This window comes from Cellulomonas sp. Root485 (genome assembly GCF_001426705.1).
Taxonomy (GTDB): Bacteria; Actinomycetota; Actinomycetes; order Actinomycetales; family Cellulomonadaceae; genus Cellulomonas.
The window spans coordinates 948,224-971,266 of the sequence record NZ_LMFC01000002.1 but is presented as its reverse complement, the minus strand read 5'-3'; the positions used below and the strand labels follow the sequence as shown (position 1 = coordinate 971,266).

The 23,043-nt window shown below is 72.9% G+C and carries 24 protein-coding genes; 9 read left to right on the top strand and 15 right to left on the bottom strand.

Annotated elements, in window-relative coordinates; genetic code table 11:
* Window positions 1-16: 16 nt before the first annotated feature.
* A complete protein-coding gene (locus ASD16_RS13045) occupies window positions 17-1,117 on the bottom strand; it encodes a mannose-1-phosphate guanylyltransferase (RefSeq protein ID WP_055917810.1) in 1,101 nt (366 codons plus the stop codon).
* 191 nt (window positions 1,118-1,308) lie between these two features.
* On the opposite strand from ASD16_RS13045, the gene sdhC reads away from it, so the two are divergent.
* Genes sdhC through ASD16_RS13020 form a run of 5 tightly spaced genes read left to right on the top strand, consistent with a single transcriptional unit; the run spans window position 1,309 to window position 5,608 of the window.
* Window positions 1,309-1,680 carry a succinate dehydrogenase, cytochrome b556 subunit gene (gene sdhC, locus ASD16_RS13040; protein WP_369817984.1) on the top strand — a complete coding sequence of 124 codons (372 nt, stop codon included), beginning with the start codon at window positions 1,309-1,311 and terminating at the stop codon, window positions 1,678-1,680.
* The gene (gene sdhD, locus ASD16_RS13035; RefSeq protein WP_055917804.1) at window positions 1,680-2,138 is read left to right on the top strand and encodes a succinate dehydrogenase, hydrophobic membrane anchor protein; all 459 of its coding nucleotides are present in this window, start codon (window positions 1,680-1,682) and stop codon (window positions 2,136-2,138) included. The genes sdhC and sdhD overlap by 1 nt, the downstream gene beginning before the upstream one ends.
* 33 nt (window positions 2,139-2,171) lie before the next feature.
* Window positions 2,172-4,022 (top strand): succinate dehydrogenase flavoprotein subunit, encoded by a 1,851-nt coding sequence (gene sdhA / locus ASD16_RS13030; RefSeq protein WP_055917801.1) that lies wholly within the window; start codon window positions 2,172-2,174, stop codon window positions 4,020-4,022.
* On the top strand, window positions 4,022-4,786 hold the full coding sequence (locus tag ASD16_RS13025; RefSeq protein ID WP_055917799.1) for a succinate dehydrogenase iron-sulfur subunit: 765 nt from the start codon (window positions 4,022-4,024) through the stop codon (window positions 4,784-4,786). Before sdhA ends, ASD16_RS13025 begins: the two co-directional genes overlap by 1 nt.
* A 51-nt stretch (window positions 4,787-4,837) precedes the next feature.
* Window positions 4,838-5,608, top strand: a complete 771-nt coding sequence (locus tag ASD16_RS13020) for an aminoglycoside phosphotransferase family protein (RefSeq protein WP_235523272.1) — start codon at window positions 4,838-4,840, stop codon at window positions 5,606-5,608.
* A gap of 31 nt (window positions 5,609-5,639) precedes the next feature.
* Here ASD16_RS13020 and ASD16_RS13015 read toward each other — a convergent pair whose 3' ends face one another.
* The 8 genes from ASD16_RS13015 to sigE all read right to left on the bottom strand — a co-directional run bounded on the left by ASD16_RS13015 (window position 5,640) and on the right by sigE (window position 13,100).
* Window positions 5,640-6,629 (bottom strand): YihY/virulence factor BrkB family protein, encoded by a 990-nt coding sequence (locus ASD16_RS13015; protein ID WP_055917792.1) that lies wholly within the window; start codon window positions 6,627-6,629, stop codon window positions 5,640-5,642.
* 126 nt (window positions 6,630-6,755) lie between these two features.
* On the bottom strand, window positions 6,756-7,787 hold the full coding sequence (locus ASD16_RS13010) for a YihY/virulence factor BrkB family protein (RefSeq protein ID WP_055917789.1): 1,032 nt from the start codon (window positions 7,785-7,787) through the stop codon (window positions 6,756-6,758).
* 9 nt (window positions 7,788-7,796) lie between these two features.
* The gene (locus tag ASD16_RS13005; RefSeq protein ID WP_055917786.1) at window positions 7,797-8,369 is read right to left on the bottom strand and encodes a 2'-5' RNA ligase family protein; all 573 of its coding nucleotides are present in this window, start codon (window positions 8,367-8,369) and stop codon (window positions 7,797-7,799) included.
* Entirely contained in the window at window positions 8,366-9,406 is a 1,041-nt protein-coding gene (gene trpS, locus ASD16_RS13000; RefSeq protein WP_055917783.1) for a tryptophan--tRNA ligase, read from the bottom strand. Before trpS ends, ASD16_RS13005 begins: the two co-directional genes overlap by 4 nt.
* 69 nt (window positions 9,407-9,475) lie before the next feature.
* Complete coding sequence (locus ASD16_RS12995) at window positions 9,476-9,871, bottom strand: twin-arginine translocase TatA/TatE family subunit (RefSeq protein ID WP_055917780.1); 396 nt, start codon at window positions 9,869-9,871, stop codon at window positions 9,476-9,478.
* 60 nt (window positions 9,872-9,931) lie between these two features.
* Window positions 9,932-11,497, bottom strand: coding sequence for a S1C family serine protease (locus ASD16_RS12990; protein ID WP_055917777.1), 1,566 nt, complete (start codon window positions 11,495-11,497; stop codon window positions 9,932-9,934).
* Complete coding sequence (locus tag ASD16_RS12985; RefSeq protein WP_055917774.1) at window positions 11,494-12,492, bottom strand: zf-HC2 domain-containing protein; 999 nt, start codon at window positions 12,490-12,492, stop codon at window positions 11,494-11,496. Before ASD16_RS12985 ends, ASD16_RS12990 begins: the two co-directional genes overlap by 4 nt.
* Entirely contained in the window at window positions 12,489-13,100 is a 612-nt protein-coding gene (sigE, locus tag ASD16_RS12980) for an RNA polymerase sigma factor SigE (RefSeq protein WP_055917771.1), read from the bottom strand. Before sigE ends, ASD16_RS12985 begins: the two co-directional genes overlap by 4 nt.
* Before the next feature lie 173 nt (window positions 13,101-13,273).
* On the opposite strand from sigE, the gene ASD16_RS12975 reads away from it, so the two are divergent.
* Together ASD16_RS12975 and ASD16_RS12970 are read left to right on the top strand one after the other, a co-directional pair.
* Window positions 13,274-13,906 (top strand): O-methyltransferase, encoded by a 633-nt coding sequence (locus ASD16_RS12975; RefSeq protein WP_055918414.1) that lies wholly within the window; start codon window positions 13,274-13,276, stop codon window positions 13,904-13,906.
* 229 nt (window positions 13,907-14,135) lie between these two features.
* Window positions 14,136-15,017 (top strand): dienelactone hydrolase family protein, encoded by an 882-nt coding sequence (locus ASD16_RS12970; protein ID WP_055917767.1) that lies wholly within the window; start codon window positions 14,136-14,138, stop codon window positions 15,015-15,017.
* A 46-nt stretch (window positions 15,018-15,063) separates the two neighbouring features.
* Here ASD16_RS12970 and ASD16_RS12965 read toward each other — a convergent pair whose 3' ends face one another.
* The 6 genes from ASD16_RS12965 to dapE form a co-directional block, all read right to left on the bottom strand.
* Window positions 15,064-16,608: a M17 family metallopeptidase gene (locus ASD16_RS12965; protein WP_369817975.1), complete on the bottom strand. Its 1,545-nt coding sequence runs from the start codon at window positions 16,606-16,608 to the stop codon at window positions 15,064-15,066.
* A 50-nt stretch (window positions 16,609-16,658) separates the two neighbouring features.
* Complete coding sequence (locus ASD16_RS21455; RefSeq protein ID WP_013772033.1) at window positions 16,659-16,826, bottom strand: DUF3117 domain-containing protein; 168 nt, start codon at window positions 16,824-16,826, stop codon at window positions 16,659-16,661.
* Window positions 16,827-17,003: 177 nt separating this feature from the next.
* Entirely contained in the window at window positions 17,004-18,272 is a 1,269-nt protein-coding gene (locus tag ASD16_RS12960; RefSeq protein ID WP_055917761.1) for a hypothetical protein, read from the bottom strand.
* Window positions 18,269-19,177, bottom strand: coding sequence for a dihydropteroate synthase (folP, locus tag ASD16_RS12955; protein WP_200942942.1), 909 nt, complete (start codon window positions 19,175-19,177; stop codon window positions 18,269-18,271). The genes ASD16_RS12960 and folP overlap by 4 nt, the downstream gene beginning before the upstream one ends.
* Window positions 19,174-19,995 carry a TIGR00730 family Rossman fold protein gene (locus tag ASD16_RS12950; protein ID WP_055917758.1) on the bottom strand — a complete coding sequence of 274 codons (822 nt, stop codon included), beginning with the start codon at window positions 19,993-19,995 and terminating at the stop codon, window positions 19,174-19,176. Before ASD16_RS12950 ends, folP begins: the two co-directional genes overlap by 4 nt.
* A 68-nt stretch (window positions 19,996-20,063) precedes the next feature.
* Window positions 20,064-21,152, bottom strand: a complete 1,089-nt coding sequence (gene dapE, locus ASD16_RS12945; protein WP_055917754.1) for a succinyl-diaminopimelate desuccinylase — start codon at window positions 21,150-21,152, stop codon at window positions 20,064-20,066.
* A gap of 44 nt (window positions 21,153-21,196) precedes the next feature.
* Between dapE and dapD the strand changes: the two genes are divergently transcribed.
* Window positions 21,197-22,144 carry a 2,3,4,5-tetrahydropyridine-2,6-dicarboxylate N-succinyltransferase gene (gene dapD / locus ASD16_RS12940; RefSeq protein ID WP_055917751.1) on the top strand — a complete coding sequence of 316 codons (948 nt, stop codon included), beginning with the start codon at window positions 21,197-21,199 and terminating at the stop codon, window positions 22,142-22,144.
* A complete protein-coding gene (locus ASD16_RS12935) occupies window positions 22,141-23,028 on the top strand; it encodes a hypothetical protein (protein WP_055917749.1) in 888 nt (295 codons plus the stop codon). The genes dapD and ASD16_RS12935 overlap by 4 nt, the downstream gene beginning before the upstream one ends.
* Window positions 23,029-23,043: the final 15 nt, after the last annotated feature.

Here is a 23,043-nt window from a genome sequence, read left to right as displayed (position 1 = left end):
TGGAGGGTGTCCGCCGTCAGAGCAGGTCCTCGCGCCCGCGGGCCCGCCACCCGTCGACGGCCGCCTTCACGGACTGCGCGTGTGCCCGCGTGGTCACCAGCACCGCGTCGGGGGTGTCGACCACCACCGCGCCGGGCAGCCCGACCACCGAGACGGTCCTCCCGGTCCCCGGCACGACGAAGGCACCGTCGGCGTCGACGCGCAGCACGAGGCCCTCGTCGCCGAGCGTGTCGGCCGTGAGGAGCTCCGCGAGCGAGTCGAAGTCGCCGATGTCGTCCCACGTGAAGTCGCCCGGCACGACGGCCACCCCGCCGGCGGCCGCGACCGGCTCCGCGATGGCGTGGTCGATCGCGATCTTGGTCAGGCCCGGCCAGACCCGGTCGAGCACCTCGACGCGGTCCGGCCCGTCCCACACGGCCGCGATCTGCTGCAGGCCGGCCGCCAACGTCGGCAGCTGCGCGGCCAGGTGGTCCAGGAGCACCCGCGCCCGGACGATGAACATCCCGGCGTTCCAGCGGTACTCGCCGGTCGCCAGGTACGCGCTCGCGGTCACGGCGTCGGGCTTCTCCGTGAATCCGGCGGCACGGGTCACGCTCGGGGCGTCGGCCAGGCCGAGGGACGCGCCGGAGCGGACGTACCCGAACGCGGTCGACGGCCCGGTCGCGGCGATGCCGATGGTCACGACGTTCCCGGCCCGTGCCGCGACGACGCCCTCGCGCACCGTCTGCTGGAACGCCTCGGCCCCGTCGATGACGTGGTCGGCGGCGAACGACCCGAGGACCACGTCCTCGCCGTGCCGCTCGAGCAGGACCGCGGCGGCCAGGCCGATCGCCGCCATCGAGTCGCGCGGCGACGGCTCCGCCAGCACGTGGGCCGCGCCGAGCTCGGGGAGCTGGGCGGCCACCGCCTCGGCGTGCCGCGTCCCCGTCACGACGAGCACGCCCCCGTCACCCGTGAGCGGGAGCAGGCGGTCGACCGTCGCCTGCAGCAGCGTGCGGCCCGATCCCGTGAGGTCGAGCAGGAACTTCGGGTGGCCCGCGCGCGAGAGGGGCCACAGGCGCGTGCCTGCTCCACCGGCCGGGACGACGGCGTGGAATCCGGGGATCGTGATCGACATGGGCGCCAGGGTAGCGAGCCCCGAGACCCTGCTCCGCGCTGTGCAATACCTCACAGCGGGCCCCTGCCGACGGGTTGCGTACTGATCGGTTCACTACAGTTGACGAGACAAGGACGCCGTCGTCCGAACCTCTGACTCGCCAGGGAGGCCTCCCAGTGCCTGCAGCGCCCCCAGCGCCTGCCGCCCGCAAGGTGCCGGCCGGAACGCTCTACCGCGGGCGGGAAGGCATGTGGTCGTGGGTCGCCCACCGCGTGACCGGCGTCGCCATCTTCTTCTTCCTGCTCGTGCACGTGCTCGACACGTCGCTCGTGCGCGTCTCCCCCGAGGCGTACAACGACGTCATCGCCACGTACAAGAACCCGATCATGGGGCTCGGTGAGGCCGGACTCGTCGCCGCCATCGTGTTCCACGCGTTCAACGGGATCCGGATCATCCTCGTGGACTTCTGGGCCAAGGGCCCCAAGTACCAGCGCGTGATGCTCTGGGTCGTGATGGGCCTGTTCGTCGTCACCATGGCCGGCTTCCTGCCCCGGCACCTCATGCACGTGTTCGGAGGCGAGTGATGACCACCATCGCCGACCCGAAGGCCCCGCGGCCCCCGAAGCCCCGCCCGTCCCGCCTCACCACCCGCGGCAACACCGAGCTCTACGGCTGGGTGTTCATGCGCGCGTCCGGCGTGGTCCTCCTCGTCCTGATCTTCGGTCACCTCTTCGTGAACCTGGTCGCGGGCGAGGGCGTCTCCGCGATCGACTTCGGCTTCGTCGCCGGCAAGTGGGCGTCGCCGTTCTGGCAGGTCTGGGACCTGCTGATGCTCTGGCTCGCGATGATCCACGGCACCAACGGCGTGCGGACGATCATCAACGACTACGCGGAGCGCGACGGTGTGCGGCTGGCGCTCAAGGCGTCGCTGTACCTCGCGTTCGTCGTCGTCGTCGTGCTCGGCACGCTCGTCATCTTCACGTTCGACCCGTGCCCGTCGGGCTCCCCGGCGGACCTGCTGCCCTCGTTCTGCACGGCGTAGCGATCCCCTAGCAACAGGAAGGCATCGACACCGATGCAGACCCACCAGTACGACGTCGTGATCGTCGGCGCGGGCGGCGCCGGCATGCGCGCGGCCCTGGAGTCCTCGACGCGCGTACGCACGGCCGTCATCTCCAAGCTCTACCCGACGCGGTCCCACACGGGCGCGGCGCAGGGCGGCATGTGCGCCGCGCTGGCCAACGTCGAGGAGGACAACTGGGAGTGGCACACGTTCGACACCGTCAAGGGCGGTGACTACCTGGTGGACCAGGACGCCGCCGAGGTCATGGCCAAGGAGGCCATCGACGCGGTGCTGGACCTGGAGAAGATGGGCCTGCCGTTCAACCGGACGCCCGAGGGCAAGATCGACCAGCGCCGCTTCGGTGGGCACACGCGCAACCACGGCGAGGCGGCCGTGCGCCGGTCCTGCTACGCCGCGGACCGCACGGGCCACATGATCCTGCAGACGCTCTACCAGCAGTGCGTGAAGAACGACGTCGAGTTCTTCAACGAGTTCTACGTGCTCGACCTCCTGGTCGACCACGACCTTGCGGCCGGCCACGTGCCGGACGGCGAGGAGGTGAACGTCTCGGGCGTCGTCGCCTACGAGCTGGCCACCGGCGAGATCCACGTGTTCCAGGCCAAGTCCGTGGTCCTGGCCACGGGCGGCGCGGGCAAGATCTACAAGACGACCTCCAACGCGCACACCCTCACGGGCGACGGCATGGCGCTGGCGTACCGCCGCGGCATCCCGCTGGAGGACATGGAGTTCTTCCAGTTCCACCCGACCGGCCTGGCGGGACTCGGCATCCTCCTGTCGGAGGCGGCGCGCGGCGAGGGCGGCATCCTGCGCAACTCCGAGGGTGAGCGCTTCATGGAGCGCTACGCCCCGACCATCAAGGACCTGGCACCGCGGGACATCGTCGCCCGGTCGATGGCCAACGAGGTGCGCGAGGGCCGCGGTGCCGGCCCCAACAAGGACTACGTCCTGCTCGACCTGACGCACCTGGAACCGGCGCACATCGACGCCAAGCTGCCGGACATCACGGAGTTCGCGCGCACCTACCTCGGCATCGAGCCCTACACGGAGCCCGTGCCGGTCTACCCCACGGCCCACTACGCGATGGGGGGCATCCCCACCAACATCGAGGCCGAGGTCCTGCGCAACTCCACCGACGTCATCCGCGGCCTGTACGCGGCCGGCGAGGTGGCGTGCGTGAGCGTGCACGGCTCCAACCGCCTGGGCACCAACTCCCTGCTCGACATCAACGTGTTCGGCAAGCGCGCCGGCATCTCCGCCGCCGCGTACGCGCAGACCGCGTCATTCGTGGAGCTGCCCGAGAACCCCGCGGCCACCGTCGTCGCCGGTCTGGAGGAGATCCGCACGCGTCCCGACGGCGACCGCGTGGCGGACATCCGCAAGGCCCTGCAGGAGACCATGGACCTGAACGCCCAGGTCTTCCGCACGTCGGAGTCGCTGACCCAGGCGCTCGACGACATCAAGGCCCTGCACAAGCGGTTCCGGCACGTGTCCGTCCAGGACAAGAGCAAGATGTTCAACACCGACCTCCTGGAGGCCGTGGAGCTGGGCTTCCTGCTCGACATCGCGGAGACCGTCGTCGTCGGCGCCCTGAACCGTGACGAGTCGCGCGGCGGGCACTTCCGTGAGGACTTCCCGGACCGCGACGACAAGAACTACATGCGCCACACGATGGCCTACCGGCGGCCGCTGCCCGTCAAGGGGCACCGGCTGTGGGGCACCGAGGGCGACGGCGACCACAAGGGCTCCTTCGCGCACACCACGCTGTTCGAGGACTACCAGCTCGTGCTGGGCTCCAAGCCCGTCACGATGACCCGCTACCAGCCGATGGAGCGTAAGTACTGATGACCGCGACTCTCGACGCTCCCGTCTCCGAGGTCGGTGCCGTCCCGTCCTTCGACGTCACGCTGAAGATCCGGCGCTACCTCCCCGACGACGGCGCGGGCGCCCCGGAGCCGTACTGGGACGAGTTCACCGTCCGCGCGCACGGCACCGACCGCGTGCTCGACGCCCTGCACAAGGTGAAGTGGGAGGAGGACGGCTCGCTGACGTTCCGTCGCTCCTGCGCGCACGGCGTGTGCGGCTCCGACGCCATGCGGATCAACGGCCGCAACCGGCTGGCCTGCAAGACGCTGCTCAAGGACCTGGACCCGAGCAAGCCGATCATCGTCGAGCCCATCAAGGGCCTCCCGGTGATCAAGGACCTGGTCGTCGACATGGAGCCGTTCTTCGCGTCCTACCGCGAGATCATGCCGTTCCTCATCACCACCGGGAACGAGCCGACCAAGGAGCGTCTGCAGAGCGCCGAGCAGCGCGAGCGGTTCGACGACACCACCAAGTGCATCCTCTGCGCCGCGTGCACCTCGTCGTGCCCGGTGTTCTGGACCGACGGGCAGTACTTCGGCCCCGCCGCCATCGTCAACGCGCACCGGTTCATCTTCGACAGCCGCGACGAGGGTGGCGCCCAGCGGCTCGAGATCCTCAACGACAAGGAAGGTGTGTGGCGCTGCCGCACCACCTTCAACTGCACCGAGGCGTGCCCGCGTGGCATCGAGGTCACCAAGGCGATCCAAGAGGTCAAGCGCGCGATGATCACGCGCGCCTTCTGACCTCGGCATTCAGCTTCGCGACGCCGCCCGCACCTGGGTAGCCTGCCCGTCGTGACCCACGGCCCCGACGACGAGATCCCGCTGCCCGGCGGGAACGTCGGCGGGGCCGTCCGCGTCGGGGACACCGTCCGCCGCCCGACCGGCCCGTGGACGCCCGCCGTGCACGAGCTGCTCGACTTCCTGGCGGACGCCGGGCTCCCCCGCATCCCCCGCGTCCTGGGCATCGACGACCGCGACCGCGAGATCCTCACGTTCCTGCCCGGCCGGGTGCTCGACATCGGCCGGGAGACGCTCAGCGACGCGCAGGTCCGGTCGGCCATGCACTGGCTGCGCGAGTACCACGCGGTCGTCGCCGGCTTCCCGCGGGAGAGCCGACGGTGGCGGTTCGTCGAGCGTGCGCTGCAGCCCGGGGAGATCGTCTGTCACCACGACAGCGCGATGTACAACATGGCGTTCGACGGCGACGACCTGGCCGGCGTCTTCGACTGGGACGTCGCCGGCCCCGGGATCCCGCTGGACGACGTGGCGATGTTCGCGTGGAACAGCGCCGTGCTGTTCCCCGACGCGGACGCCGCCGAGGTGGCGCACGTCCTGCGGTCCATCGCGGACGGCTACGGCGACCTCGACCCGCACGCGGTCCTCGACCGCACCGTCGTCCGCATGACCGACGCCGCGGACCGCATCGCGGCGGCCCAGGTGGCGGGCGACCCGGGGATGCTGCGGCTGGGCGAGATCGGTGAGCCTGCGAGCACGCGCGCCCGTCTGGCTGTGCTCGTGTCGCGGCTGCCGGACCTGCACGCCGCGCTGGACGCCCTGGGCTGACCGCGGCCGTCGCGGTGGTCGGCCTGCGTCGTCAGGCAGGCTGAGGGTCCTTCCGCCGGCTCACGGGGTCGACGTACGGCGGGTCCGCGGTCCACGCCGCCGCGAGCAGCACGATCCGGGCGACCAGGTTGACCCACACCAGCAGCGTGACGAGCACGGTGACGGACGTGAACAGCGGGTTCTTGCTCACGCTGCCCGCGACGACCGTCGTGCCGAGGATCCGCACGACGGCCAGGCCGGACGCCGCGAGCACGGCACCCCCGAGCAGGTCACGCCGCGGCGGGTGCTCGTCGGCCAGCACCTTGACCACCAGCAGGAAGATCGCGGCGTCGACCACGAAGGCGACCAGGATGCCGAGCGCCCGCAGCACGGCCGTCGTCAGACCGTCCCACCCGAGGGTGCCCAGGAGCCACGACGCCACCGTGCCGACGCCCGTGGTCAGCACGGCCGAGAGCAGCACCGCGAACACCAGCCCGACGAACCCGCCGAGGTCGCGCGCCTTGCCGAGCATCGGATTGCCGCCGAGCTCAGCCGCGAACATCGCGCGCACCGCCCTGCGCAGGGCCGTCATGGCTGCGACCGCGCTGAGCAGCAGCACGACGACGGCCACGACGCCGGCGAGCGTGAGGCTGCTGGACAGCTCGAGGGACTCCGGGTCGAGCAGGCCCTGGCCGTCACCGGTGTCCAGGAGGTGTGGGTAGGTCGTGTCGACGGCGACGAGGACCCTCTCGCGCAGCTCGTCGTTGTCGCCGAGGATCGCGATGAAGACCGTGTAGCTGATGGTCAGGGCGGCGAACACCGAGAACAGCGCCGCGTAGGCGATCCCGCCGGACAGGACTCCCCCGCTGCGGGCCCGGAACCGCGCGCTCGCCCGGCCGGGTCGGGTGTGCTTCCACCACAGGAACAGGGCCTTGCCCCGGGCGACGAGCGACGGACGGTCTGCGGGCCGGGCGCGCGCGTCGTCGGCACGCACCTGCGCCCGCCCGGTCGCGATCGCGGGACCTGTCTCCTCGGCTGACATGCGCTGACCCTAGGGCGACCCGCACGTCCGGTACAGGCGACGTCACGGGCCTGACGTCCGCACGATCGAGCGCCCTGACGACCGGATCTGCGGACGCTGCGAGCAGAGGACGCGGACGTTGCGACGTCAGGTGGCGGTCGCCGGTTCCTCCGGGTTCGGTTCCGGCTCCACGAACGGGGGGTCTGCTGTCCACGCCGCCGCGAGCAGGACGATGCGGGCGATGAGGTTGACCCACACGAGCAGGGTGACGATGACGGCGACCGACGTGAAGAGCGGGTTCTTGTTCACGCTGCCGGCCACCACCTCCGTGCCGAGGATGCGGACGACCCCGATGCCGACGGCGGCGATGACCGCACCTCGGCGCAGGTCCTTCCACGGCGCGTGCTCGCCCGCCAGCACGGTGACGACGAGCAGGAAGATCGCCGCGTCGACGACGAACACGACGAGGATGCCGACCACCCGCAGCACGACCGTGGTCGAGCCACCCCAGCCGAGCGAGTCGAGGACCCACGACGCCGCGCTGGCCACCCCGGTCGTGAGCACCGCGGACAGCAGCACCGCGAAGGCCATGCCGACGAACCCGCCCAGCTCCCGCGCCTTGCCGAGCACCGCGTTGCCACCGGCTCCCGCGCCGGTCTCCGGGGCGAACATCGCCCGGACCGCGAGGCGCAGGGCCGCCATCGCTGCGATCGCGCTGAGCAGGAGCACGACGACCGCGACGATCCCGGTCACGGTGAGGCTGCCGCTGAGCACGAGGGAGTCGGGATCGATCATGCCGGCGCCGTCACCGGTCTTGATGAGGCCGGGCAGGGACTCGTTCACCGCGTCCAGCACCTTCTGGCGCAGCTCGTCGTTGCTGCCCAGGACAGCCATGAAGATCGTGTAGCCGATGGTCAGCGCGGCGAACACCGAGAACAGCGCCGCGTACGCGATGCCGCCGGTGAGCACGCCTCCACCGCGGGCACCGAACCGCGCGTTCGCCCGCGCCGGCCGGGTGTGCTGCCACCACGCGAACAGCGCCTTCGCCCGCCCCACGAGCGAGGGCTTGGGCGCCGGCTCGGCCGGGTCCGGGGCCGTCGCGACCGCACGTGCGTGCGCCGCTCCCGCTCCCGCGGCAGGACCCGTGGCGTCCTTCCCGGAGGTGCGGTCAGCCGTCATTCCCCGACCCTAGGTCGAGGCGCTGACCCCGGCATCTGCGGGCGGTCCGGTCAGGGTGAAGTCCCGTGCGGGCCGCCACACGCCGTCGTCACCGTGCGCGTAGCTGTGGAAGCTGTCGACGACGAACGAGGCGTCGAAGTCGGCCAGACCGACGAACGCCGCGTCGAGCTGGTCGTCGGGGACCTCGTGGGCGACCGTCACGTGCGGGTGGTACCGGAACCGGAGCTCCTGGGCGAGCATGCCCGACCGGACGCTGCCCTCGAGTCCCTCGCAGCCCGCCACCCCCTCGACGACCCGGACGAACACCACGGGCGAGACGGGCCGGAACGTCGCCGTCCCGCGCAGCGTCACCACGAACGGCGCGTGCTGCTCCGCGACGGCCGCCAGGTGCTCGTCGACCGGGAGGATCTCGTCGTGCTCGATGACCGTCGGCCCCAGCAGCGTGATGTGCGGCGGGATGAACTCCGCCCACGGATCCCCGAACCGGGCGCGCGCCGCCTGCAGCACGGAGCCGTAGGGCTCCGGCACGGTGATGGCCACGCCGATCCGGACCTGGTTGCCGGATCGATCCGGCAGCCTCACGCGCCGACCCGGGCGCGCGACCGACGCGGCAGCAGGCCACTGCGGTCGTAGAGGCGCTCGAGCGTGCCGCGGGCGAGCTCCTGGGCGCGGTCCGCGCCGTCGGACAGGATCTCGTCGAGGGTCGCCGGGTCGGAGAGGTAGCCGTGCACGCGGGCCTGGAACGGCGTGAGGAAGTCGACGACGACGTTCGCCAGGTCGACCTTCAGGTCGCCGTACCCCTTGCCCGCGTAGTCGGCCTCCAGCGCGGGGATGTCCCGGCCGGTCAGCGCGGAGTAGATGGTCAGCAGGTTGGAGACTCCGGGCTTGCCCTCGGGGTCGAACCGGATCTCGCGCTCCGCGTCCGTCACGGCCGACCTGATCCGCTTGGCCACGACCTTCGGGTCGTCCAGCAGCTCGATCAGGCCGTTGGGGCTCTCCGCCGACTTGCTCATCTTGGCCGTCGGGTCCTGCAGGTCGTAGATCTTCGCGGTGGCCTTGACGATGTGCGGCTCGGGCACGACGACCGTGTCCGCACCGAACCGCGAGTTCAGCCGCTGGGCCAGGTCCCGGGTCAGCTCCAGGTGCTGGCGCTGGTCCTCCCCGACCGGCACGAGCGTCGTGTCGTACAGGAGGATGTCCGCCGCCATGAGCACCGGGTAGGTGAACAGCCCGACCGTCGTGCCCTCGGTCCCGTGCTTGCCGGACTTGTCCTTGAACTGCGTCATCCGGTTGGCCTCGCCGAACCCGGTGTGGCACGACAGCAACCAGGCGAGCTCGGCGTGCTCGGGCACCTGCGACTGCACGAACAGGATCGAGCGGTCCGGGTCCACGCCCGCCGCCAGGTACTGGGCCGCCGTGCGGCGGGTGCGGTCACGCAGCACGGACGGGTCAGGGCTCACCGTCAGCGCGTGCAGGTCGACGACGCAGTAGATGGCGTCGTGCTCCTCCTGGAGCGCGACCCACTGGGTCAGGGCGCCCAGGTAGTTGCCGAGCTGGAGCGAGTCGGACGTGGGCTGCATCCCCGAGAAGATGCGCGACTGGTGCGGCGCCAAGACCATCGGACCATTCTGTCAGGGCGGGAGGGCCGGCGTGCCGGCGCTCCCGGGGAGGGGACGGGTCGGGACCGGTCAGGTGGCTTCGTCGTCGTAGGGGGTCGGAGCAGGTGTGCCGGCTGCGGCGGTGGCCGCGGCACCCCCGGTCGCTGCACGGGCCGCGGCGGCGCCCGTGCGTGGCCGGGTGGCGGGCGTGCTCACCGGCCGTACCGGCTCGTCGTCCTCCAGCAGCGCGTCCCGCACGATCCTGCGAGGGTCGTACTTGCGGGGGTCGAGCGCCGCCCAGTCGACGTCGCCGACCTCGTCGCCCAGCTCCTCGTCCACGCGCGCCTTCGCGTCCCGGATGAACCGGCGGCCGCGGCGCACCCACTGGCCGAGCTGCTCGGCGTAGCCGGGGAGCCGCTCGGGGCCGATGACCAGCGCGGCGACGACGAGCAGCACCAGCAGCTCACCGCCGTTGATCCCGAACACCGGGTCAGAGTACCCCCCGTGACTGAGCCTCGCGGGCCGCGATCCACAGGCCCGCCGACGTCAGCCGGTGGGCGACTCGTCGAGCTTCACGCGCACGTCACGCTCGCTGGAGCCGCTGCGCACGTGCAGCACGATGGTGTCTCCGGGGGTGCGTGCGCGGATCGCGACGATCAGCTCGTCCGGGTCCGTCACCGGCCGCCCGTCGATGGCCAGGATGACGTCACCGGGGTGGATCCCGGCACGCTCGGCCGGTCCGTCGGCGGTGACCGGCTGCCTGCCGTCCTGCACGTCCGTCGAGACCTGCACGCCCTCACCGGAGTACCGCTGGTCCAGCAGCACGCCGATGATCGGGTACGTCGCGCTGCCCGTCTCGATGAGCTGGGCCGCCGTGCGACGCACCTGGTTCGAGGGGATCGCGAACCCGAGACCGATGCTGCCGCCGACCATCGACAGGGACCCCGGCGGCTGCGCGATCGCCGAGTTGATCCCGATGACCTCGCCCGCCGCGTTGACCAGCGGACCGCCGGAGTTGCCGGGGTTGATCGCGGCGTCCGTCTGGATCGCGTTGATGAAGGCCTGGTCGTCCGACTCGGTGGCCTCGCCCGCGGACACCGGCCGGTTGAGCGCGCTGACGATGCCCGTCGTGACCGTCCCCGCCAGACCGAGCGGCGCGCCGACGGCGACGACGGGGTCCCCGACGACGACGGCGTCCGAGTCGCCGAGCAGGAGCGGTGTCAGGCCGTCGGCGTCGACCTTGAGCACGGCGAGGTCGTAGTCGGCGGTCCGACCGACGATCGACGCGTCCTGCTCGCTGCCGTCGACGAACGTCACGGTGATCGTGGTGGACGCGGCCCCGTCGGCCTGCGCGATCACGTGGTTGTTGGTGACGAGGTAGCCGTCGCCCCGCAGCACGAAGCCCGACCCGGTCGCGCTGCCCTCAGGGCCGTCGACCTGGATGGACACCACGCTCGGCAGCACCCCGGCGGCGATGCCCGCCACGGAGCCCGGCGCCCGTTCCACCGGACCGGCTCCGACGGGAGCGAGGGGCAGCCCCGCGTCCGCGAGATGGTCGTCCTCCGTGAGCCGCGACCCCACGACGCCACCCACGGCGCCCGCCGCGAGCGCGATGATCACGAGCGGGACGACCCAGGCCGCGGAGAGCGTGCGCCGCCGCTTGCGGTGCAGGACGACGGTGTGCGGCACACCGGGCTGACCGGGGAGCGGCTCGGCGGCTGCCGTCGTGCCGGTCGTGACGTACGGGATCCCTGCCCACGGCGCCGGCACGGGCTGCTGGACGACCGGCCCGTACGGGTTCGACGGGACGGACGGCGACGGCGGGGCGAAGCTCGGCACGGAACCATGCGGCACCGACCAGTGGGTCCCCGGCGGGTGCGGCGCGGGGGGCGTCGGCGCGGCGGGCGCAGTCGGGGCGGCGGCCGACGCCGGCGTGACGTCGCCGTCGGCCGGGGACGCGTCGGTCGACGGCGCCTGGTCCGGGGTGGGTGTCGGCGGTGTCGGGGGCAGCTCACGGCGGCCGGACGGCGAGGCGAACGGGCTGGCCGGGGCCTGCTCGGGGTCCTGACCGGCGGGCACCGCGACGGGCTGACCGTCGTCGGGGTTCGTCATGGCCGTTCGAGCGCTCCTGTCACGGTGTCCCACCCGCGCGTGATCCGCGCCGGTACGCCGTCGTCGAAGGCGCCGCCAGGAAAGGCTCCCACAAGTGTCTCGGCGGAGCCGGACGACTGCGAGCCGACCACCTGGACGACCGTGCCGTCGGCCTGCCACACGACGTGCCACGGCTCGAACGACAGCACGTACACCTGTCGCCCGCCGACCTCGCTGGTGGGCGCCCCGGCGAGCGCGCTCGTCTCGAGCCGCCCCTGCTGCTCGGTGACGACGAGAGACGTCCCGTCGGCACCCGTCACGTCGACCTCGAGCACCCGCGACTCGTCGCCGGACCAGCGCACCGCCGTCACGGTCCAGCCGTCGGGGAGCTCGGCCGGGAAGGACCAGGCGTGCGAGCGCAGCCACGCCACGGTCTGGTGGGAGGCGTCCGCGGAGCCGTCGGCGACGGGCCAGGAGCTCGTGTCGACCAGCGGGTCCGGTGCGTCCGGGTCCTGCGTGGTCGCCTGCCCGAGCAGCCCGAGGTCGACGCCGGGGTGCACGGTGGGCACGACGTCGGGACGTTCGCCGAGCACGAAGAGCATCGCCGCCACCGCGCCGAGACCCGCCATCGAGCCCGCGGCGATCCGGACGGACGAGCGCCGGTGACCGACGTCTCCGCGCAGCGGGCTGCTCCGCCAGCCGCGCGATCCCAGGCCACCGCTGGCCACGCCGTACGAGGCCAGCTCGTCCCGCGACTGCCGCACGGGTGGGGCGAAGGGGTCGCCCGCGAACGGGTCGGTCTCCGGCGAGCCCGCCAGCGAGAGCAGCCGCGCGGTGAGGTCGGGGTTCGGCGTGACCTCGTCGGCGGAGGCCAGGGCGCGGCGCGCGGCGCGGGAGGCGGCCAGCTCGGCGGAGCACTCGGGGCAGACGGCGACGTGCGCGAGGGCCTTCTCGGTGTCCGGCACCGAGAGCTGCCCGTCGACCAGCGCGCTGATCCGCGACCCGAGGTGGCTCATCCGAGGACCGTCAGCGGGGAGACGTCGGAGTCGGAGGCGACAGACGGCGCGCGGTGCTCGAGGGAGACGCGCAGCCGCGCGCGAGCACGGTGGATGCGGGAGCGGACGGTGCCCAGCTTGATGCCGAGCGTCACCGCGATCTCCTCGTAGGACAGTCCCTCGATGTCGCACAGCACGACGGCCGCGCGGTACTCCGGGGGCAGCTGGTCGAGCGCGCGCTGGATGTCGAGGTCGAGGTTGCCGTGCTCGAAGGCCCGCTCCGGTGCGCCGAGCTGGTCACCGGAGGCGTACCGCTCGGCGTCCTCCCCCATGGCGTCCATCCGGATGCGCTGGCGGCGACGGGCCTGGTCCAGGAACAGGTTGGTGGTGATCCGGTGCAGCCAGCCCTCGAAGGTGCCGGGCGTGTAGGAGTGCAGCGAGCGGAACACGCGCACGAACGTCTCCTGCGTGAGGTCCTCGGCGTCGTGCTTGTTCCCCGTGAGGCGGTACGCCAGCCGGTACACCCGCGCGGAGTGGTCGCGGACGATCTCTTCCCACGACGGAGCCTGCCAGGCGGCGGGCTGGGTGGGCTGGCTGGCCACAGGGCTGGTCTCCTCGGTGCGTGACATCGTGCCCCAGTGTCCCAGGTAGACCTGTGAGCCTCGAACGCTAGGAACGCCTGCAGCGGGCGAGAAGTTCCGCCCGTAGCGGACCGCGCGCGCCCCCGCACCCTCCGAGGGCAGCCGACTACGCTGGCCGACGACCGTTGCACCACCACGTCGTCGCGCCCCGGGAGGCCACCATCTCCACCGACAAGGCCCAGAGCTGGGTCTACTGCGAGGAGTTCCTGCCGGAGGACGACATCCTGCTGCGCGCCCGCGAGCGTGCTGCACAGCTGGGGTGCACCCCGGTGCTGCCGGGCGCGGGCGCCGCGCTGAGCGTGCTCGCCGCGGCCGCGGCGGCCCGTGCGGTCGTCGAGATCGGCACCGGGACCGGCGTCGGCTCCCTCTACCTGCTGCGCGGGATGCCGGCGGACGGCGTCCTGACCACGATCGACCTCGAGGTCGAGCACCAGCGTGCCGCCAAGGAGGCGTTCGCCGAGGAGGGCGTCAAGCCCACCCGCACGCGCACGATCTCGGGCCGCGCGCTCGACGTGGTGCCACGGCTCACCGACGGCGGCTACGACCTGGTGTTCATCGACGCCGACAAGGACAGCTACCGCGGCTACGTCGAGCAGGCTGTGCGCCTGCTGCGCCCCGGCGGGGTGCTCGTGGTCGACAACGCCCTGTGGCACGACCGCGTCGCGGACCCCGCACGTCGCGACGAGACGACGACGACCATCCGCGAGGTCGGCCGCATCGTGCGCGCCGACGACCGCCTGCTCCCGTCCCTCCTGCCCGTCGGCGACGGCCTCCTGGTGGCGGTCAAGCGCTAGGCACGTCCTGCCGCCCTTCTCGACGGCGCCCCGGGTGCGTGGCGTCCGTGCAGGTCAGCGGCGCCGGTTGCCGGACGCCATGACTACGTCACAGGAAATCCATGACAAATGGGCATCTCGGTGCTAGGTTGCAAAACCGACCGGTCGGTTTGTGTCGTAAGGAGGCCATCTCCCACCATCGCCCCGTGCGTCACCGGTCGGCGGGGCACCACCGAGAGGACACAACGACGTGACATCTCTGACCCAGTGGCGCCGTACCGCCACGACCGCCGTGCTCAGCGCCACCCTCGTCGTCGGCGGCATCGCCGGCATCGCGAACCCTGCGGCCGCCGCCGACAACCCCTATCAGCGCGGCCCCGACCCGACGCGGTCGAGCATCCAGGCCGCCCGCGGCTCGTTCGCCGTCTCGCAGACCTCCGTCTCGCGCTACGGCGTCAGCGGCTTCGGCGGCGGCACCGTCTACTACCCGACGGACCAGTCCCAGGGCACGTTCGGCGCGGTGGTCGTCGCCCCCGGCTACACCGCCCGGCAGTCGAGCATGGCGTGGCTCGGGCCGCGCATAGCGTCCCAGGGCTTCGTCGTGTTCACCATCGACACCATCACGGTCTACGACCAGCCGGCGTCCCGCGGCGACCAGCTGCTCGCGGCCGCCGACTACCTGACCCAGCGCAGCGCCGTGGCCGGCCGGATCGACGCCTCCCGCGTCGCCGTCGTCGGCCACTCGATGGGCGGCGGCGGGACGCTCGAGGCCGCCAAGGACCGCCCGTCCCTCAAGGCGGCGATCCCGCTGACCCCGTGGAACGTCGACAAGACGTGGCCGGAGATCACCACCCCGACCCTGGTCATCGGAGCCCAGAACGACACGATCGCGCCGGTCGCGTCGCACGCGAAGCCGTTCTACCAGACGCTCCCGTCGTCGACGCCGCGCACCTATCTCGAGCTGCGCGGAGCGAGCCACTTCGCGCCGAACACCTCCAACACGACGATCGCCGAGAACTCGATCGCGTGGCTCAAGCGGTTCGTCGACAACGACACCCGCTACACGCAGTTCCTGTGCCCGACCCCGTCCGGGACCGCGCTGTCGGACGCCAGCTCCAGCTGCCCGTTCTGACCCTGATCGGCACCCCGCGCCGTCGCCAGAGCGGCGCGGGGTGCCCTCAGCGCAGGTCGTCGAGGTAGCGGAGCAGGAGGCGGGCGCCGAAGCCCGTCGCACCCTCGGTGACCTCGTGCTTGTCCGATGTCGCGCGTGCGGGACCCGCGATGTCGAGGTGGGCCCAGGTGCGCGTGCCGACGAAGTGCCGCAGGAACAGGGCCGCGGTGATCGATCCACCGCCGATGTGCTTGTCGACGGGCACGTGCCGCAGGTCGGCGACCTGCGAGGACACGGCCTCCTCGTACTCCTCGACCAGCGGCATGTGCCACGCCAGCTCGCCGGACGCGTCGCCGGCGGCCGCGAGCGCGTCGGCCAGCTCGTCGTCCCCGGAGTACAGGGCGGCGTACTGCTTGCCGAGCCCGAGCGAGGCGGCGCCCGTGAGCGTGGCGACGTCGATGAGCACGTCGGGGTCGAGGGTGGCGTCCGCCCAGGCCAGCGCGTCGGCCAGGACCAGGCGCCCCTCGGCGTCGGTGTTGGCGACCTCGACGGTGGTGCCGTCCCACATCGTCAGCACGTCTCCCGGGCGGTAGGACGCACCGCCGAAGTGGTTCTCCGCGAGCGGCAGCACGGCCGTGACCCGGTGCGCGACCCCCGCTGCGGCTGCCCCGAGCACCGTGGCCAGCGCGACCGCGGCACCGGTCATGTCCGTCTTCATGGGGACCATGGCCTCGCGCGGCTTGATCGAGATGCCGCCCGTGTCGAAGGTGATCCCCTTGCCCACGACGACGACGTGCCGGCCCCCGGCGGTCGGCGGCGTCCAGGAGACCGTCACGAGGCGCGGCGACGAGGCGGACCCGGCGCCGACCGCGAGGATGCCCCCGAAACCCTCGGCCGTGAGCTCCCGGGTGCTCCGGACGGTGACCTCGAGCCCTGCCCTGGTGGCCAGTCGCTTGGCCTGGTCCGCGAGCCAGGCAGGCGTCTTGGTGCTGGACGGGGTGGTGGCCAGGTCCCTGACCAGCCACGTCGCGGTGGCGGCCGTGCGCCCCTCGGAGACGGCCGCGGCGGGACGCATGCCGTCGCGGCCGAGGAGGACGAGCTCGGCGGCCTCGCGGGACGGGCCGTCCGACGTCGACGCGGTCGGCGGCACGTAGGCGGCGAGCAGGTAGCCCTCAGCGACGGCGCGCGCGGCCGTGGCGGCCGCCGAGTCGTCCTGGTGGGCCTCGGCGCCGAGGGTGGTGACCACCCGGCGCAGGCCGCGGGAGGACCGGGCGAGCGCAGCACCGGCACGCCGCAGGTCCGCGGGCCTGCCCGAGCCGACCCCGACGAGCACCAGCCGCGGCGGGAGCCCCGACCACGGCAGCGTCACGGACGAGCCGACCGGCCGGGGCAGCTGCAGGACGTAGATCTCGCCCGCCGCACCCGTCAGCCGTGCTCGTTCACCGATCTCGGCCAGGTCGACGCCGTAGCGTGCCGCGGCCTCGGCCGTGCCCTGGAGCGGGCGCAGCGCGTCGTCACCCGTGCGCGCCGGGGCCACAGGGACGGCGACCGCGTCGGTCGACCCGTCAGTCAGCAGCGTCGTCGTCGCGATGCTGCCACCGTCGACGGTCACCTCGGGAGGGGTGCGACCGATCGACGACCTCGTGCTCGAGCGTGCCATCGTCAGCTGACGACGGACGTCAGAGCCTCACCCAGCTCCGCGGCCTCGGTCGCGTTGAGCTCGACCACCAGCCGTCCACCGCCCTCGAGCGGGACGCGCATCACGATGCCGCGCCCCTCCTTCGTGACCTCGAGCGGGCCGTCACCGGTCCTCGGCTTCATCGCGGCCATGCGGGGCCTCTCCTTCGCTCGTGCGTCCGGCGCGCGGCTCGTGGGGGCGTTTTGGCGCACACCACGTCGGCCTCGTCTACCGGTTGTCCGGTGTCCATCCTAGTTCACCCGAGGCCCCTCACCTGTCCGGATGCCGGTCAGCCCACTGATCGGACGAACGTCCAACAGCGGCACCGATCACGGTGGCCAGTCCGCCACCGGGTTCGCGTGCCACATCTGGCGGACCCACAGCACCTGCAGGCCGAGCATGAGCACCACGACGGCACCGAACCACCAGCGCCGCGCCACGGGGGGGCGGGTGACCACGCCCGCGGTCACGGCCGCCAGCGGGAACGCGAGCAGCAGGAACCGCGCCAGGCTGCTGCCCGGCTCCACGACCGCGGCGATGTACACGATGTACGCGGCCGCCCACGCGTGCAGCTCCCGGCCCAGGCGCCAGGCGGCCGGAACGACGAGCACCGCGATGACGAGCGCGAAGGACAGGCTCACCACCAGCAGGGCCCGGGAGCCGAACCAGAACTGGGGCACGTAGAACCAGCCGCCGAACGGCGCGACCTCCCGGACGCCGCGCCACGACTCCTGCGTCTGCAGGTACGCGTCCGGGATGCCCGTGACCCACCCGCAGATCGCGGGCCAGAGGAAGCCGGACGCCGCGGCGAGCAGCGTCAGGCCCGCGAGTCCGGTGCCCGTGCGCCAGGTGAACGTGTCGTCCCCGCGGCGCGACGACCACCACCGGACTGCGGCGTGCGCGACGACGACGACGGCCATCGGCAGCGCCACCGCCCGCGTGAACCCCAGCGCGACGACGACCAGCGCCATCCACCCGTAGTCGCGACGCAGGAGCAGCAGCAGGGCGCTCGCGACGAGCAGCAGTGCGAGCGCCTCGGTGTAGGCCACCTGCAGGACGGCCGCCGTCGGGAAGACGCTGACCAGGGCGACCGTCGCCAGCGGGAGGCCGGGCCGGGCGGCGACAGCTCGAGGGGCGCCCCGCACGACCGTCCGGTGGATGGCGAGCATCGCGCCGGCACCCAGGACGAGGGCCAGCAGCGGGGCGACGACCTCCCACGGTGCCCGCGTGACCAGCATGAGCCCGCGCGCGAGCATCGGGAACAGCGGGAAGAAGGCCCAGGCGTTCTGCTGGACCAGACCGTCCGCGCCCACAGGCAGCTGGGCCGGGTAGCCGTTCTCGGCGACGTTCTTGTACCAGGAGCCGTCGAACATGAGGCCGACGTACGGGAAGTAGTCCGGGTGCTCGCCGGTCCACGCGTTCTGGCCCTGGACGCTGGCGACCCACAGGAACACCGCCGTGGTGAACAGCCGGGCTGCCGCGTACACGAGGAGCACCTGGACCCACCACGGCCGGCTCACCGCCCACGCCCACAGGCCGCTGGGGGGTTCCGCCGCCGGTTCGTCGACGACGTCCCCGACCTCCTGCACCTCGCTCACGCCAGCCCCCTGACCGTCCGTGCCGGGGGACGGTCCCCGCGGATGGTGGCGACCATATCGAGGGTGCGCCGGGTCGCGCGCACGTCGTGCGCCCGGAACACCCGTGCACCGAGCCACGCGGCGACCGACGTCGCCGCCAGGGTGCCCTCGAGCCGCTCCTCCGCGGGCAGGTCGAGGGACTCCCCCACGAAGTCCTTGCGGGACAGGGCCATGAGCACCGGGAAGCCCAGCGCCACCAGTGCCTCCGTGCGCCGGACCAGGTGCAGCGAGTGCCACGTGTTCTTGCCGAAGTCGTGCGTCGGGTCCACCAGGACGCTCGCCGGGTCGATGCCGAGCGACACGGCACGTGCCGCGGCCGTCGACACCGTGCGCACGACGTCGTCGACCACCCCGTCGAGGGGGTCGCCGCCGTCGGCCGTCGCATACTCGACGCGGAACGGGTCAGTCCGCGGCCGCGCACCACCCGTGTGGGAGCACACGATCCCCAGACCCCGCTCGGCGGCGACCTCCATCAGGGCAGGGTCGTGGCCCGCCCACGTGTCGTTGACCAGGTCGGCGCCCTCGTCGGCGGCCGCCCGCGCCACCTCCGCTCGCCAGGTGTCGACGCTGATCACCAGGTCCGGGTGGCGCGCGCGGACGCGTCTGACCAGCGGGATCACCCGCTGGATCTCGTCGGCGGCCTCGACCCGCGGCCCCCGGCCCGCCCGCACCCCGCCCAGGTCGACGATGTCCGCACCCTCGTCGACCGCCCGCGCGACGGCGTCGTCGGCGGACGCGTCGTCGAACCGTGCCGCGGCGTAGAAGGAGTCCGGCGTCCGGTTGACGACGGCCATGACCACCGGCCGGCCGGGCGCGATCCAGCGGCCCCGCAGGCGCAGCGGCGCGCCGGCCGGCGGCGTGCTCACCGCGCGGAGTCCTCGGCAGCCTGCTGCGCGTGGGCGGTCGCGGCAGCCGCCGCCTGCTCCTCGGCACGCAGCTCGGCCCCTCGTTCGAGCACGAGGTCGACGGCGTCCTGCGCGGTGTCGACGACCTTGAGGATCTCGAGCTCGGCCGCCGAGATCATGCCGCGGTCCTTCACCGTGCTGCCCACCCAGTCGACGAGGCCCTGCCAGTAGTCGCGGCCGACCAGCACGATCGGGAAGCTGATGACCTTGTGCGTCTGCACCAGGGTCAGGGCCTCGAACAGCTCGTCGAACGTGCCGAAGCCGCCGGGCAGCACCACGAAGCCCTCGGAGTACTTCACGAACATCGTCTTGCGCGCGAAGAAGTACCGGAAGCTCACGCCGAGGTCCACGTAGTCGTTCATGCCCTGCTCGAACGGCAGCTCGATGCCGAGCCCGACGGACAGCCCACCGGCCTCCAGCGCCCCGCGGTTCGCCGCCTCCATGATCCCGGGACCGCCGCCGGTGATCACGGCGTACCCCGCCTCGACCAGCAGGCGCGCGACCTCGCGGCCGAGGGCGTAGTCGGGGTGGTCCACCGGGACCCGCGCCGAGCCGAACACGCTGACGGCCGGGCCGACCTCCGCGAGCGCCCCGAAGCCCTCGACGAACTCGCTCTGGATCCGCATGACCCGCCACGGGTCACCCCGCAGCCACTCGGCGTCGCCGGGGCCGGACAGGAGGCGCTGGTCGGAGGTGGTGGTGGGGATCTGCTGACCGCGCAGCAGGACCGGGCCCTTGCGGTACCCGTGCCCCGGGGCGGACACGCCGTCGTCGCTCATGGCCCGACTCTAGGTCGGCCGGACGGACCGTGACGGACGGTTCCCCCGGTCGACACCCGCCGTTCACCTCAGGCGGTCAGCCAGTCGCGAAGCGCCGCGTGCACCACGGTGATCTGGCCGACGACGCACCGCTCGTCGTCCTTGTGGGCCAGCAGCGGGTCCCCAGGCCCGAAGTTCACGGCGGGCACGCCCAGCTCGGAGAACCGGGCGACGTCGGTCCAGCCGTACTTGGCCGCGGGGGCACCGCCCGTGATCTCCAGCACGGCCCGCGTGAACTCCTGCGCGGCCGGGTCGTCCAGCCCGGGCCGCGCACCGGGTGCGGCGTCGACGATCTCGACGTCGTACCCGTCGAACAGCTCGCGGACGTGGGCAGACGCCTGCGCGACGCTCGCGGACGGCGCGAAGCGGTAGTTCACCGTGACGACGCAGGAGTCCGGGATGACGTTCGCCGCCGTGCCGCCCGAGACGAGCACCGCGTTGAGGCTCTCCCGGTAGACCAGCCCGTCGACCTCGACCTCGGCGGGCGTGTACGCCTCGAGCCGGCGCAGGACCTCGCCGGCGGCGTGGATGGCGTTGCGGCCCATCCACGCGCGCGCCGAGTGGGCGGCGACCCCCACCAGCCGCACCTCGGCCCGCAGCGTGCCGTTGCAGCCGCCCTCGATGCCGCCGTTCGTGGGCTCGCCGAGGATCGCGAAGTCCCCCGCCACCCAGTCCGGGTGCTCCCGCACGATCCGACCGAGGCCGTTGAGCTCGGCGGCGACCTCCTCGTGGTCGTAGAACACCCACGTCACGTCGCGCGTCGGCTCGCGCAGCTCCGCCGCCAGCGCCAGCTGCACGGCGACGCCGGCCTTCATGTCGACGGTGCCGCGACCCCACAGCTCCGCCTGCGCACCCTCCCCCACGAGGCGCGTGGGCAGGTTGTCGGCGATCGGCACGGTGTCGATGTGGCCGGCGATCACGACGCGCGACGACCGGCCGAGGTTCGTCCTGGCCACGACCGCGTCACCGTCGCGGAGCACCTCCAGGTGCGCGTACCTCGTGAGGGCCGACTCGATCGCGTCGGCGAGCGCGCGCTCGTCGCCGCTCACGGACGGGAGGTCGCACACGGCACGGGTGAGCGAGACGAGGTCCGACGAGAGGTCCAGGGTGGTGTCCACGACGCGACCCTAGCCCGCCCTCGCGGTGACCTAGGGTTGTCGCCATGACTGCACGGACGGCCTGGGGCTTCGGCCTGGCCACGGTGACCGACGACGGCACCACGCTCGACGTCTGGTACCCCGCTCCCGCCCTGGGCTCACCCGATCCCGCCGCGTCCGCGCCCTCGTCGCTGACCGCATCGGCGCGGGTCGACGAGGCCCGCGGCGTCCGCGTGGAGGTCGTCCGCACGGTGATCGACCTGGACGCACCGCCGGCCGACACGGCCGATGCCTACCTGCGCCTCCACCTGCTCTCGCACCGCCTGGTCCAGCCCCACGGGCAGAACCTCGACGGGCTGTTCGGGGCGCTGCCCAACGTGGTGTGGACCGACCGCGGACCGTGCGCCGTCGAGGGCTTCGAGGAGACCCGCGGCCGTCTGCGCGGCGCCACGGGTGTCCCGGTCACCGTCTTCGGCGTCGACAAGTTCCCGCGCATGGTCGACTACGTCCTGCCGTCCGGCGTGCGCATCGCCGACGCCGACCGGGTCCGCCTCGGAGCGCACCTCGCCGCCGGGACCACCGTCATGCACGAGGGCTTCGTGAACTTCAACGCCGGGACGCTCGGCACGTCGATGGTCGAGGGTCGCGTCTCCGCGGGCGTCGTCGTCGGCGACGGGTCGGACATCGGCGGCGGCGCCTCGATCATGGGCACCCTGTCCGGGGGTGGCCGCGAGGTCGTGTCCATCGGGCGTCGCACCCTGCTCGGCGCCAACGCCGGGGTCGGCATCCCGCTCGGCGACGACTGCGTGGTCGAGGCCGGGCTGTACGTGACGGCGGGCACCAAGGTCGCGCTCGTCGGCTTCGAGGACTCGCCGCGCGTCGTGAAGGCCCGTGAGCTGGCCGGTCGCGACGGCGTGCTGTTCCGTCGCAACTCCCTGACCGGCGGCGTCGAGGCGGTCGCCCGCGCGGGCTCGGGCGTGCAGCTCAACGCCACGCTGCACGCCAACGAGTGAGTGCTCGACGCCGGGGGGCACGGCGGGCACGACGGGCCGGCTGTGCCGTCGTCGCGGCCGTCGCCGTGCTGGTCGCGGGGACCGTCGGCGTGGTCGTCGCCCTGAACCGTCTGAGCCCGCCGCCGCCCGCGGCGCAGCAGTGCGTCGCGGAGCTCGACGGCACCCGCTGGCGACTCAGCCCCGACCAGGCGCAGAACGCCGCCCTGATCGCGGCCACGGGCGTCCAGCGCGGACTGCCCGCCCGTGCGGTGACGATCGCGCTGGCCACCGCGCTGCAGGAGTCCAAGCTGGTCAACGTGACGCACGGCGACCGCGACAGCCTCGGGCTGTTCCAGCAGCGCCCGTCGCAGGGCTGGGGCACCGCGGAGCAGGTCCAGGATCCCGTGTACGCCACCGGGCGCTTCTACGACGGCCTCGTCGCGATCGAGGGCTACGAGAACCTGCCCGTCACCGAGGCCGCGCAGGCGGTGCAGCGGTCCGGGTTCCCCGACGCGTACGCGCAGCACGAGACGCGCTCACGTGCGTGGGCGTCAGCCCTGACCGGGTGGTCCCCCGCGACCCTCACCTGCGACCTGCACGACCCCGACCCGGCGGTCGCGTCGGCCGACGCGGTCGTGGCACGCGTACAGCGTGACCTCGGCGGCCTGCCTGTGGCGACGGGCGACGCCGGTGCGCTGCTCGTCGACACCTCGGCCTTCGGCGCCCCCGAGGACCGCACCCGGCTCGACTGGGCGGTCGCGCAGTGGGCCGTCTCCGTCGCCGACCCGCTCGCGCTCACGTCGGTGACCGTCGCCGACCGCACCTGGGACCGCGCCGCGGGCACCTGGGCACCGTCGGAGGCACCCGCGCCCGCGGGGACCGTGCGGCTGACCCTCGCGAGCTAGCGGGGCAGTGCCGCC

What these genes read in the sequence shown, in the direction of transcription:
- sigE (WP_055917771.1), bottom strand. Translation starts at nt 13,100, where the DNA reads ATGTCACGCACCGAGGAGACCAGCCCTGTGGCCAGCCAGCCCACCCAG.
- ASD16_RS13025 (WP_055917799.1), top strand. Translation starts at nt 4,022, where the DNA reads ATGACCGCGACTCTCGACGCTCCCGTCTCCGAGGTCGGTGCCGTCCCG.
- dapD (WP_055917751.1), top strand. Translation starts at nt 21,197, where the DNA reads ATGACTGCACGGACGGCCTGGGGCTTCGGCCTGGCCACGGTGACCGAC.
- ASD16_RS12990 (WP_055917777.1), bottom strand. Translation starts at nt 11,497, where the DNA reads ATGACGAACCCCGACGACGGTCAGCCCGTCGCGGTGCCCGCCGGTCAG.
- sdhD (WP_055917804.1), top strand. Translation starts at nt 1,680, where the DNA reads ATGACCACCATCGCCGACCCGAAGGCCCCGCGGCCCCCGAAGCCCCGC.
- ASD16_RS13015 (WP_055917792.1), bottom strand. Translation starts at nt 6,629, where the DNA reads ATGTCAGCCGAGGAGACAGGTCCCGCGATCGCGACCGGGCGGGCGCAG.
- ASD16_RS12985 (WP_055917774.1), bottom strand. Translation starts at nt 12,492, where the DNA reads ATGAGCCACCTCGGGTCGCGGATCAGCGCGCTGGTCGACGGGCAGCTC.
- ASD16_RS12950 (WP_055917758.1), bottom strand. Translation starts at nt 19,995, where the DNA reads ATGAGCGACGACGGCGTGTCCGCCCCGGGGCACGGGTACCGCAAGGGC.
- ASD16_RS13045 (WP_055917810.1), bottom strand. Translation starts at nt 1,117, where the DNA reads ATGTCGATCACGATCCCCGGATTCCACGCCGTCGTCCCGGCCGGTGGA.
- ASD16_RS13010 (WP_055917789.1), bottom strand. Translation starts at nt 7,787, where the DNA reads ATGACGGCTGACCGCACCTCCGGGAAGGACGCCACGGGTCCTGCCGCG.
- trpS (WP_055917783.1), bottom strand. Translation starts at nt 9,406, where the DNA reads ATGGTCTTGGCGCCGCACCAGTCGCGCATCTTCTCGGGGATGCAGCCC.
- sdhA (WP_055917801.1), top strand. Translation starts at nt 2,172, where the DNA reads ATGCAGACCCACCAGTACGACGTCGTGATCGTCGGCGCGGGCGGCGCC.
- ASD16_RS21455 (WP_013772033.1), bottom strand. Translation starts at nt 16,826, where the DNA reads ATGGCCGCGATGAAGCCGAGGACCGGTGACGGCCCGCTCGAGGTCACG.